Source organism: Gulosibacter sediminis (assembly GCF_014904065.1).
GTDB lineage: Bacteria > Actinomycetota > Actinomycetes > Actinomycetales > Microbacteriaceae > Gulosibacter > Gulosibacter sediminis.
This window is the reverse complement of sequence record NZ_JACXJG010000017.1, coordinates 1-12109: the sequence shown is the minus strand read 5'-3', so window position 1 is coordinate 12109 and position 12109 is coordinate 1. Positions and strand designations below refer to the sequence as shown.

9 protein-coding genes and 1 pseudogene are annotated in these 12109 nt (G+C 66.8%); 6 read left to right on the top strand and 4 right to left on the bottom strand.

From position 1 onward, the window contains the following. Positions 1-3 precede the first annotated feature (3 nt). Positions 4-2180, bottom strand: a pseudogene (gene glgX / locus ID132_RS08710) (glycogen debranching protein GlgX). 85 nt (positions 2181-2265) lie between these two features. Here glgX and ID132_RS08705 point away from each other — a divergent pair. Together ID132_RS08705 and ID132_RS08700 are read left to right on the top strand one after the other, a co-directional pair. Beyond that, positions 2266-2481, top strand: coding sequence for a hypothetical protein (locus ID132_RS08705; protein ID WP_125107961.1), 216 nt, complete (start codon positions 2266-2268; stop codon positions 2479-2481). After that, positions 2482-3036 (top strand): nucleoside/nucleotide kinase family protein, encoded by a 555-nt coding sequence (locus ID132_RS08700; protein WP_125107962.1) that lies wholly within the window; start codon positions 2482-2484, stop codon positions 3034-3036. Here the strand turns inward: ID132_RS08700 and ID132_RS08695 are convergent. Next, the gene (locus tag ID132_RS08695; protein ID WP_125107963.1) at positions 3033-3398 is read right to left on the bottom strand and encodes a metallopeptidase family protein; all 366 of its coding nucleotides are present in this window, start codon (positions 3396-3398) and stop codon (positions 3033-3035) included. The genes ID132_RS08700 and ID132_RS08695 overlap by 4 nt on opposite strands. Positions 3399-3407: 9 nt before the next feature. After that, positions 3408-4061, bottom strand: a complete 654-nt coding sequence (locus ID132_RS08690) for a trimeric intracellular cation channel family protein (protein ID WP_241209224.1) — start codon at positions 4059-4061, stop codon at positions 3408-3410. Between the two features lie 135 nt (positions 4062-4196). On the opposite strand from ID132_RS08690, the gene gltB reads away from it, so the two are divergent. From gltB to ID132_RS08670, 4 genes are all read left to right on the top strand, one after another. Beyond that, positions 4197-8735 carry a glutamate synthase large subunit gene (gene gltB / locus ID132_RS08685; RefSeq protein ID WP_193128375.1) on the top strand — a complete coding sequence of 1513 codons (4539 nt, stop codon included), beginning with the start codon at positions 4197-4199 and terminating at the stop codon, positions 8733-8735. After that, positions 8728-10188, top strand: coding sequence for a glutamate synthase subunit beta (locus ID132_RS08680; protein ID WP_193128374.1), 1461 nt, complete (start codon positions 8728-8730; stop codon positions 10186-10188). The genes gltB and ID132_RS08680 overlap by 8 nt, the downstream gene beginning before the upstream one ends. A gap of 161 nt (positions 10189-10349) precedes the next feature. Beyond that, positions 10350-10769, top strand: a complete 420-nt coding sequence (locus tag ID132_RS08675; RefSeq protein WP_193128373.1) for a hypothetical protein — start codon at positions 10350-10352, stop codon at positions 10767-10769. A gap of 3 nt (positions 10770-10772) precedes the next feature. Beyond that, positions 10773-11327, top strand: coding sequence for a hypothetical protein (locus ID132_RS08670; protein WP_193128372.1), 555 nt, complete (start codon positions 10773-10775; stop codon positions 11325-11327). On the opposite strand, the gene trhO is transcribed toward ID132_RS08670, so the two are convergent. After that, positions 11308-12109: oxygen-dependent tRNA uridine(34) hydroxylase TrhO (gene trhO, locus ID132_RS08665; protein WP_193128371.1), on the bottom strand; the 802-nt coding region annotated here is incomplete at its 5' end. The two genes, ID132_RS08670 and trhO, sit on opposite strands and share 20 nt — an antisense overlap.

Sequence of the window (12109 nt, the reverse complement as noted above, 5' to 3'; positions counted from 1 at the left end):
TCGCTAGCTCATGGACGTTTGATCGGTCGGCGATGGGCTGATGACGGAGATCGACGACGTGATAGTCGGCACGGCATCTGCCTCGCTCCATTCGCGCAACACTGCCATAGACCGCTGGGGCATCACGAAGGTGTCGCCGGGCTGGGCGTGCGTGCGCTCGCCGCTGGCCGTGTCGACCACGACTTCCCACGTCATCGAGATCTCGTGCGAGGGCACGGTCACCTCGACGTCGGTTTCTGATGCGTTGAAGTAGATGAGGAATGATTTGTCGGTGATGCGCTGTCCCCACGCGTCGCGACCGGTGATCGCGTCGCCGTTGAGGAAATACCCCATGGCGCGCACGAATGCCTCGTTCCAATCCTCGCCCTCCATACGGCTGCCATCGGTCGACAACCACACGACGTCGGGCAGGCCCTCGCCTTCGCCACGCTTCGCGATGCGGCCCGAGAAGAAGTGTCGGCGGCGGAATGTCGGGTGGTTGTGACGCAACTCGGCGAGGCGCCGGGTGAATTCGACGAGCTCGACGTCGGCCGTGTCCCAGTGCACCCAGCTCAGCTCCGAGTCCTGGGCGTAGGTATTGTTGTTGCCGTTCTGCGTGCGGCCGAGCTCGTCGCCGTGCAGCAGCATCGGCACGCCCTGCGAGAGCAAGAGTGTCGCGATGAAGTTGCGCTGCTGACGCCCGCGGAGTTCGTTAATCGCCGGGTCGTCGGTTGGGCCCTCGACGCCCGAGTTCCACGAGCGGTTGTGGCTCTCGCCGTCGCGGTTCTCTTCGCCGTTCGCGTCGTTGTGCTTGTCGTTGTATGACACGAGGTCGCGCAATGTGAAGCCGTCGTGCGCCGTGACGAAGTTGATGGATGCCACGGGCCGGCGGCCGTCGCGCTGATAGAGATCGCTTGAGCCCGTGATGCGGGTGGCGAACTCGCCGAGGGTGGCGGGCTCGCCGCGCCAGAAGTCGCGCACGGTGTCGCGGTACTTGCCGTTCCACTCGGTCCACAGGGGTGGGAAGTTGCCCACCTGGTAGCCGCCTGGGCCCACANCCACGGCTCGGCGATGAGCTTCACCTGCGAGACGATCGGGTCTTGCTGCACCAGGTCGAAGAAGCTCGAGAGCTTGTCGACGTCGTGCAGCTCGCGCGCGAGCGTCGAGGCGAGGTCGAAGCGGAATCCGTCGACGTGCATCTCGAGCACCCAATACCGCAGCGAGTCCATGATCAGCTGCAGCGAGTGCGGGCTGCGCATGTTGAGCGAGTTACCCGTGCCCGTGTAGTCGGTGTAGTAGCGCTTGTCATCAGCCTCGAGCTTGTAATAGGCCTCGTTGTCGATGCCGCGGAAGCTCAGGGTTGGGCCGAGGTGGTTGCCCTCGGCCGTGTGGTTGTAGACAACGTCGAGGATCACCTCGATGTTGTTCGCGTGCAGGGTCTTCACCATCGCCTTGAACTCCTGCACCTGCTGACCGTCGTCGCCGGCCGACGAGTAGTCGCCGTGCGGCGCGAAGTAGTTCAGGGTGTTGTAGCCCCAGTAGTTGCGCAGGCCCTTCTCGACCAGAGTGGAGTCGTGCACGAACTCGTGCACCGGCATGAGCTCGATCGCGGTCACGCCGAGGTTCTTGAGGTGGTTGACAACTGAGGGATGCGCGATGCCCGCGTAGGTGCCGCGCATGTCCTCCGGCACATCCGGGTGGAGCTGGGTAAGGCCCTTCACGTGCGCCTCGTAGATGAACGAGTCGGCGTAGGGCGTGCGCGGGTGGCGGTCGCCGACCCAGTCGAAGAAGGGGTTGATGACGACACCCTTAGGCATCGACGCGGCCGAGTCCTCGTCGTTTCGAGAGTCGGGGTCGCCGAAGTTGTACGAGAACACCGATTGGTTCCACTCGATGTTGCCGTCGATCGCCTTCGCGTACGGGTCGAGCAGTAGCTTGTTTGGGTTGAAGCGTCGACCGCTCGCCGGGTCGTAGGGGCCGTGCACGCGGTAGCCGTACCGCTGCCCGGGAAGCACCTTGGGCAAGTAGCAGTGCCAGACGAAGCCGTCGCGTTCGAAGAGGCGCACGCGTGTTTCGACACCTTCGTCGTCGAACAGACAGAGCTCGACCAACTCGGCGCCCTCCGAGAAAATCGCGAAGTTGGTGCCCGAGCCGTCATAGGTTGCTCCGAGCGGGTACGGCGTTCCTGGCCAGCTCTGGATCGTGTCTTGAGTCACGCTGCCAGCGTAGTGCGCAGCATCGGCGGCTTCCTGACTTTGCCCAGATGGGCCGCCTATCGTGACCTGCATGACTGACGCAACCACCGCATCCGAGTCGATCGAGCAGGTCGAATTCACGGCAGGCAACGTCTGCCTGCCGCTGGGCTACGTGCTGACCGACGCCTATGGCACCCGCTTCCGCCCGAACATCGTGGCGCTGCTCGCCGCGCTCACGCCCCTCATGGTCGTGTCGGGCTGGGCCGTGCCGCGCATCCTCAAGGCACTGAAGAAGAAGCGCCGCTAGGTGACGACGCAGCGTACGAGCTGCATCCTCGCCATCGACGGCCGCTCCGGCGCCGGGAAGACGACCCTCGCGAGCGATGTCGCGCTCGTGACAGGCGCGCAGCTCGTGCACGTCGAAGACTTCTACCCGGGCTGGGGCGGGCTTGCCGACGGCGCCGACTACCTCGTGCGCGAGGTGCTCGAGCCCGTGCTCGCGGGCGACGTCGTCGTGCCGCGGCGCTGGAACTGGCATGCTGACGCGTTCGAGCTCGGCGTACCCGTGCATCCGGGGCTCATCGTGGTCGAGGGATGCGGTGCCCTGTCGCGCGCGAGCCGGCGGCTCGTGACCCTGGGCGCGTGGTTCGACGTCGAGGCCGAGCTGCGGCACCGGCGCGCGTCGCTGCGGGACGGCGACGATGCCTGGTGGGAGGCGTGGCGCGCACAGGAGGACGCGTTCTATGCGGCCGAGGGCTCGGCCGACCTCGCCGACGTCACGCTGCCGGTAGATATCGGCGTCGCCGAGACGATCGCCGTGCTCGCGGACCACGGCTGGCCCGCGCCGGAAACCGCGCGCTAGCCCCAGCCGAGCTCGTGCAACTGCGCGTCGTCGATGCCGTAGAAGTGGCCGATTTCGTGCACGAGCGTCACGTGAATCTCGTGGCGCAGCTCGTCGAGTGAGCTGCAGTAGTCGAGCAGCGGCTCGCGAAACAGAATGATGCGGTCGGGCAGCGGGCCCCAGTCGTAGGTGCCGCGCTCGGTGAGGTCGACGCCGTCGTAGACCCCGAGTATCCAGCCGTCTTCGGGCCGGTCTTCGACGAGGAAGACGACGTTGTCGAGCCCATCGACGGCGGCATCGGGCAGCGCGTCGAGCTCGGCGACGACGAGTCGCTCGAAGGCATCGAGGTCGATGTTGGGAAACTCGAGGTGCTCGTCGGGCATAGCGCCAGCCTAGTGATCGTGTTTGTCGGGCGTCGCCCGTGCGATCGGGGCGCTGAGCTTGAAGTGAATGGCGAGCGTGCGGATGAGGAAGCACGCGATCGCGCCGACGAGCTGCGTCGAAACGCCGAGCACGCCGTCGAGATGCCAGATGGCGAATGGCACGACGACGAGGGTCGCGCCGACGAGGGCGGGGATCGCGTAGAGCTCGCTCGTCAGGATGGTCGGCACCCGGCCGAGCATCATGTCGCGGATCGTGCCGCCGCCGACCGCGGTGATGACGCCGAGGAGCACGGCGGGAATCGGCTCGACTCCGAACGCGAGGGCCTTTTGCGCGCCGACGACGCAAAAGAGGCTGAGGCCGATCGCGTCGAGCACCTGCACGGTCGAATTGAGGATGTGGTGCGGCCGTGCGACGAAGAACGCGATGAGCGCGCCGAGGAGCGCGACCGCGAGGTAGATCCAGTCGCCAAACATTGCCGGGGGAGTGTCGCCGAGCAACACGTCGCGCACCACGCCGCCGCCCGTCGCGGTAATGATGCCGAGGGTGACGACGCCGACGATGTCGAGCCGCACGACACGCGTCGCCGCCATCGCGCCATTCAGAGCGAACGCGAAGGTGCCGAGGTAGTCGAAGACCCTCACGATGAATTCGGCGGTGATCACAGAGCCATGCTCGCACCACCGAGAATGAAGACCATACATTTAGTGTGATCTGCGCTCTGTGTAAACTTTCGAACTGTCGGCCGAATCGATGACGTTTTGGCCTGCCATCAAACCCAACCCGCAATGAGGTGAGACATGTCGCAGCAGCGCATTTCGGCGCTCAACACGCCCGAACGACAGGGCCTATACGATCCCGTGTTTGAACGGGACTCATGCGGCCTCGCCATGGTGGCAACTCTGCGCCGCGCGCCCGGCCACGACGTGGTCGAGGGAGCCCTCGATGCGCTCCGTCACCTTGAGCACCGCGGCGCCGTCGGCTCCGACGAGGGCACCGGTGACGGCGCAGGCATCCTGTCGCAGATTCCCGACGAGTTCTTCCGCGCCGTCGTCGACTTTTCTCTCCCGAGCCCGGGGGAGTACGCCGCCGGTCTCGTGTTCCTCCCCGTTGACGAGCCCGACGCCGCGGCCAAGGCGATCGAGCGCATCGCGTCGCAGGAGCGCCTCAAGGTGCTCGGCTGGCGCGAGGTTCCGACCCGACCCGAGGTGCTCGGTTCGCTCGCGCGCGACGCGATGCCGGTCATCCGCCAGATCTTCGTGACCTCGGCGACAACCAGGGCGAGCGGTATCGAGCTCGACCGCCTCACGTTCCGCATGCGCAAGCGCATCGAGCGCGAGCTCGGCGACTACCTGCCCTCGCTGTCGGCGCGCACCGTTACCTACAAGGGCATGGTCACGACGCTGCAGCTCGAGGACTTCTACCCCGACCTCAGCGACCAGCGCTTCACCTCTCGCCTCGCGATCGTGCACTCGCGCTACTCGACGAACACGTTCCCCTCGTGGCCGCTTGCGCAGCCGCTGCGCATGATCGCGCACAACGGTGAGATCAACACCGTCGAGGGCAACCGCCACTGGATGCTCGCTCGACAGTCGCAGCTCGAGAGCGAGCTGCTGGGCGACCTGCGCCCACTCTACCCGATCATCACCGAGGGCCTGAGCGACTCGGGTTCGTTCGACGAGGTGCTCGAGCTGCTCACGCTCTCGGGCCGCAGCCTGCCGCACGCCATGATGATGATGGTGCCGGAGTCGTGGGAGAACTCCGACGACATGCCCCAGCAGTTGCGCGACTTTTACGAGTTCCACTCGCTGCTCATGGAGCCGTGGGACGGCCCCGCGTCGATCTCGTTCACCGACGGCCGCTTCGTCGGCGCGACGCTCGACCGCAACGGGCTGCGCCCCGGCCGTTGGATGGTCACCGAAGACGGCCTCGTCGTCGTCGCGAGTGAGACCGGCGTCATGCCGCACCTCGAGCCCGAGCGCATCCGTGCCCGCGGCCGCCTGCAGCCCGGCGTGATGTTCCTCATTGACACCGAGGCCGGCCGCATCATCCCCTCCGACGAGGTGAAGATGGAGCTCGCCCGCTCGGAGCCGTGGGGCAAGTGGCTCGAGTCGACCCGCATCAAGCTCGACGACCTGCCCGAGCGCGAACACGTGAGCCACACGCCCGCGTCGGTTGTGCGTCGCCAGCGCGCCTTCGGCTACACCGAAGAAGAGCTGAAGATGCTCATCGAGCCGATGGCTCGCACTGGCGCCGAACCGCTCGGCGCGATGGGCTCGGACACCCCGATCGCCGTGCTGTCGGAGCGCCCGCGCCTGCTGTTCGACTACTTCACGCAGGCGTTTGCGCAGGTGACGAACCCGCCGCTCGACTCGATCCGCGAGTCGGTCGTGACCTCGATGTCGAGCGGGCTCGGCCCGGTGCGCAATCTGCTCACCGCAACCGAGGAGCACGCGAGCCAGGTCATCCTCGACTTCCCGGTGATCGACAACGACGAGCTCTCGAAGATTCGCCACATCGACCGCACCCCGGGCTCGCGCCGCACGCGCGTCATCTCGGCGCTCTACGCCGTGGCCGAGGGCGAGCACGCCATGGAGCATCGTCTCGAGGCGATGTGCGAAGAGGTGGATGCGGCGGTCGCGCGTGGCTCGCAGTTCATCATCATCTCCGACCGCGACTCCGACGAACAGCTCGCGCCGATTCCAACGCTGCTCGCCGTGAGCGCCGTGCACCAGCACCTCATTCGCGAGGGGCACCGCATGGAGGTCGGCCTGCTCGTCGAAACCGGCGACGCCCGAGAGGTGCACCACATTGCGACGCTGCTCGGGTATGGCGCGAGCGCGGTGAACCCGTACCTCGCGATGGAGTCGGCCGAGGAACTCGTGCGTAGCGGCTCGCTCAAGGGCATCACCGTTGACGACGCCGTGCACAACCTCATCAAGGCGCTCGGCAAGGGCGTCATGAAGATCATGTCGAAGATGGGCATCTCGGCCGTGTCGTCGTATATCGGCGCCCAGGCGTTCGAGGCGGTCGGCCTCTCGCAGGAGCTCATCGACACGTACTTCACCGGCACCGTGAGCCGCCTCGGCGGCATTGGCATCGACACGATTGCCGAGGAGACCCGGCAACGCCACGTCCTCGCGTACCAGTCGGAGCGCGCGGCGCTCGACCACCGTCGCCTCGAGTCGGGTGGCGAGTACAAGTGGCGTCGCGACGGCGCACCGCACCTGTTCAGCCCCGAGGCCGTGTTCAAGCTGCAGCACTCGACACGCAACCAGCGCTACGACGTGTTCCGCGAGTACACCTCGCTCGTCGACAACCAGGCGCGCGAGCTGAAGACCCTGCGTGGCCTGTTCAAGCTGCGCACCGAGGCGCGCTCGCCGATTCCGATCGACGAGGTCGAGTCGGTGAGCGAGATCGTCAAGAAGTTCCAGACCGGCGCGATGTCGTATGGTTCGATCTCGCAGGAGGCGCACGAGACGCTCGCGATCGCGATGAACCGCCTCGGCGGGAAGTCGAACACCGGCGAGGGCGGCGAAGACACCGACCGCCTGCTCGACCCCGAGCGCCGCAGCGCGATCAAGCAGGTTGCCTCGGGTCGCTTCGGCGTGACGAGCATGTACCTCACCCACGCCGACGACATTCAGATCAAGATGGCGCAGGGAGCGAAACCCGGCGAGGGTGGCCAACTGCCCGGCGAGAAGGTCTACCCATGGGTCGCGCGCACGCGGCACGCGACGCCCGGCGTCGGCCTCATTTCGCCGCCGCCGCACCACGACATTTACTCGATTGAAGACCTCAAGCAGCTCATCTTCGACCTCAAGCGCGCGAACCGCGACGCCCGCATCCACGTGAAGCTCGTATCCCACTCGGGCATCGGCGCGGTGGCGGCCGGCGTGGCGAAGGCGAAGGCGGATGTGGTGCTCGTTTCGGGCCACGACGGCGGCACCGGCGCGAGCCCGCTCAACTCGCTCAAGCACGCGGGCACGCCGTGGGAGATCGGCCTCGCGGAGGCGCAGCAGACGCTCATGCTCAACGGCCTTCGCGGCCGCGTGACGGTGCAGGTAGATGGGCAGCTGAAGACGGGCCGCGACGTCGTCATCGGTGCGCTGCTTGGCGCCGAGGAGTTCGGTTTTGCGACCGCGCCTCTCGTCGTGTCGGGCTGCATCATGATGCGCGTGTGCCACCTCGACACCTGCCCGGTCGGCGTCGCGACGCAGAACCCCCAGCTGCGCGAGCGCTTCACTGGCAAGCCGGAGTTCGTCGAGACCTTCTTCGAGTACATCGCCGAGGAGGTGCGCGAGATTCTCGCGTCGCTCGGCTTCCGCAGTCTCGAGGAGGCGACCGGCCACGCCGAGCTGCTCAACCTCGACGACGCCGTCGAACACTGGAAGGCCGACGGACTCGACCTCGAGGGCGTGTTTGCTGTGGCCGGTCGCGGCGATCGCCGCCACACGACGCAGCAGGACCACGAGCTTGAGGCGCAACTCGACTGGGCCTACATTCCGCAGGTGCGCGAGGCGCTGAAGTCGGGGGAGCGCATCCGCCTTGATCTCGCGATCGCGAACACCGACCGCTCGGTGGGCACGATGCTCGGCAACGAGCTGACGAAACTGCTCGGCGAGGTCGGTGCGGAGCCCGGCACGATCGAGCTCAACTTCACGGGTTCGGCGGGGCAGTCGCTCGGCGCGTTCGTGCCGCGCGGCATCAACATCACGCTGTTCGGCGACGCGAACGACTACGTCGGCAAGGGCCTCTCGGGCGGGCAGGTCGTGGTGCGCCCCGACCGCCGCGCGAGCTTCGTCGCCGAGCGCAACGTCATCGCCGGCAATGTCATCGGGTACGGCGCGACGAGCGGCGCCCTGGCGCTGCGCGGCGTCGTGGGCGAGCGATTCCTCGTGCGCAACTCGGGCGCCATCGGCGTCTGCGAGGGTGTCGGCGACCACGCGCTCGAGTACATGACCGGCGGAACCGCGGTGATTCTCGGCCCGACCGGCCGCAACATCGGTGCGGGCATGTCGGGCGGCACGGCCTACGTGCTCGACCTCGACACCCGCAAGGTAAACCCCGAGGCCCTCGCGAGCGGTGAGCTGCAGCTGCAGTCGCTGAGCGACGAGGACGTCATGGAGCTGCGCGTGCTGCTTGAACGGCACGCCGAGCTGACCGAGTCGGCCGTCGCGCGACGGCTGCTGGATGCTGCGGATTGGTCGCGCTTTACGCGGCTCGTGCCGCGCGACTGGGCGGCGGTGCACGCGATTCGTGACCGGGCCGAGCAGCAGGGCGATGACCCCGACAGCGAACTCGTATGGGAAAAGATCAAGGAGGTGACCCGTGGCTGACCCGCGCGGATTTCTCAAGGTAACTGAGCGTGAACTGCCGCCGAAGCGACCGGTGGCGGTGCGCATCCTCGACTTCAACGAGGTGCAGCAGATTCAGCGTGACGGTGCGGTACTACAGCGTCAGGCGGGTCGCTGCATGGACTGCGGCGTGGCGTTCTGCCACCAGGGTTGCCCCCTCGGCAACCTGATTCCCGAGTTCAACGACCTCACGTGGCGGGGTGAGTCGAAGCTCGCCGCCGACCGGCTGCACTCGACGAACAACTTCCCCGAGTTCACCGGCCGCCTTTGCCCGGCGCCCTGCGAGTCGTCGTGCGTGCTCAGCATCAACCAGCCCGCCGTGGCGATCAAGTCGGTCGAGCAGGCCATCGCCGACGACATCGCCGAGAACGGCTGGATGGAGCCGCACGCTCCCGCCCGCCTCACGGGTCAGACGGTCGCGGTCGTCGGCTCGGGTCCTGCGGGCCTCGCGGCGGCGCAGCAGCTCACGCGCGCCGGTCACACCGTCGCCGTGTATGAACGCGACGATCGCATCGGCGGCCTGCTGCGCTACGGCATCCCCGACTTCAAGCTCGAGAAGCAGCGCATCGACGCGCGCATCGAGCAGATGACCGCCGAGGGCACGCGCTTCCGCACCGGCATCGAGATCGGCCGCGACATGACGTGGCGCCAGCTGCGCGAGCGCTTCGACGCGGTCCTCATCGCAACGGGCGCGCTGAAGTCGCGCGAGCTCGCCGTTCCCGGGCGTGACATCGACGGTGTGCACACTGCGATGGAGTTCCTCGTGCAGCAGAACCACGCGAGCGCAGGCGACCAGGTCGTCGAGCAGATCTCGGCCAAGGGCAAGCACGTAGTCGTGCTGGGCGGTGGTGACACTGGCTCGGACTGCATCGGCACCGCGCACCGCCAGGGTGCCAAGAGCGTGACGAACCTCGCCATTGGTGTGCAGCCGCCGAGCGAACGCCCGGCGCACCAACCGTGGCCGACGCATCCGAACCTGTTCGAGGTGCAGACGAGCCATGAGGAGGGCGGCGAGCGCAAGTACCTCGCGTCGACCGTCGAATTCCTCGCGGACGATGACGGCAAGCTGCGCGCGCTGCTCGTGGCCGAGACCGAGATCGTCGACGGCGTGCGGCGACCGAAGGCGGGCACCGAGCGTGAGATTCCCGCCGAGCTGTGCCTGCTCGCGCTGGGCTTCACCGGCACCGACGCGGAGTCGCTGCCGGAGCAGCTCAGTGTGACGCTCGAACGCGGCGCAGTGTCGCGCGATGACGACTACGCGACCGAGGAGCCTGGCGTATATGTGGCGGGCGACGCCGGTCGAGGCGCGAGCCTCATCGTGTGGGCCATTGCGGAGGGCCGATCAGCCGCGGCCGCAGTTGACCGCTACCTCACGGGCTCGACGGTGCTGCCCGCGCCGGTGCGTGCGAGTGAGCGGCCGCTGAAGCTCTCGTAGTTGGGCGCTCGTTCACCCAGCATCCTGCCCACTATGGAACAGTGGTGGCCATGGTTGGGGAGCAGCGAGTGATGCGGGGCGGGGTCGCGCTCACCGCGGCCGGCGTCACCGGAGCACCCTTGGCGGGGTGCACAGGTGATGGTGCGGGCAGTGTGGGGAGCGTGACCCCGAGTTACGCCGATGGGATTCACCCGGCGTTGACGACGGAATTGTGGACCGAGTACTCGGTGGGTGAGGACGAATGCGATGCGTTCGTCGACCGCTACACGTTTCGCGACTCGAGCGAGTTCATTGCCACCGAGGACGACGTCGCGAACCAGTGGGGCCCGTTGCCCGAACTCGATTTCGGCAGCACGGTCGCGGTGCTCGTGGTGCACGGCACGTGCCACCCGATGAAGGCGGAGTTCGCGACGTCGGGTGGTGGCGACCTCTTTCTCGAGTTTCGTCCGATCAACCTCGACAACAATTACGACTGCGGGGAAGACCCCCGCGAGGTCGTGTTGTATGAGTTTGCGCTCGACGATCTCGGTGTCGATGCAAGCACTGAGGTGAAGTTTGTGGTGGAAGAAGAAGAGGAGTAGCCGATGTCGCGTTCTCGCTGGTGGCAGACCGTCGCGGCGGCCCTTGCGGTGGGAATGCTCGCGGGCTGCGGCGCGGTCGGAGTGCCCGGGCCGAACCCGGCGCCGGGCCCCAGCGACGGTGCGACGACGCAGCTCACCGAATTCGACCCCGCATCCAAGAGCTACCTCTGGCAGCAGGATGTGGTGGCGGCGCGCAGCGAGTTCGATGCGCTCCTCGCCAACAATGACTTGCCACTGCTCTTCACCGACGAAGACGGGTGGGAGGCCTGGTGGTCGGATCTGCCGGAAGACCTCCGCGACGAGAGCCTGCAGACGCCAAACCCGGAGTTTGCGAGCGAAGTGCTCGTCATCGCAAACTTCGGTTCATGCCCGCCGCAGTCGCTGACGTTCGCGACCGACGGCGCGGGGCAAATCGCCTATGACCTCGTCACGAGCGAGTCGAGCGGCGACGGCCAGATGAACTGTGCATGGAGCCCGCAGGCCGTTTACGCCTATGAGTTCTCGCTCGACGACCTCGGTGTCGATTCGGTCGACGACGTCACTGTTTCGCCGCAGTAGCCGCGCACACGGGGTGGGTGGCCGAGCAGTTTTCGCACACTACGAGCCGCTGTTGGCAGGTGTCATCGGCGCAGTTCTGCAGGCGCGGGGTGGGGGAGTCACAGACGACGCAGCGGCCGATGACCTTGGCGTCGGGCGCGAAGTCGATGTACTGGCGGCCGTCGAACACGGTGAGTGAGCCCTCCCAGAGCCCGTCGTTGCCGAAGCGCTCGCCGTAGCGAACGATGCCGCCGTCGAGCTGGTAGACCTCGTTGAAGCCGCGCTTGATCATCAGCGCCGAGAGCACCTCGCAGCGCACACCTCCGGTGCAGTAGGTAACGACGGGTTTGTCTTTCAGGTCGTCGTACTTGCCCGAGTCGAGCTCACGGATGAAGTCGTGGGTGGTCACGGTGTCGGGCACGATCGCATCTTTGAACCGGCCCACCGACGCTTCTGCCGCATTGCGGCCGTCGAAGAACACCGCATCCGGCTTCTGCTCGAGCAGCTCGTGAAGTTCGTCGGGCTTCAGGTGGGTGCCACCGCCGACCACACCGTCTTCGTTCACATCGAGTTCGCCGGGTGTGCCGAACGACACGATCTCGGGCCGCACTCGCACGGTGAGGCGGGGGAAGTCGAGGCTGAAGCCCTCGTCGTCGAGGCCGGTGCCCTCCGACCACTTCATGTCGACATCCTTGAACGGCGCGTACTGCTTGAGCGCGCGCACGTACTTCTTGCACTCCACCACGTCGCCGCCGACGGTGCCGTTGATGCCATGCGGCGACACGGCTCTTCGCAGTTGAGGG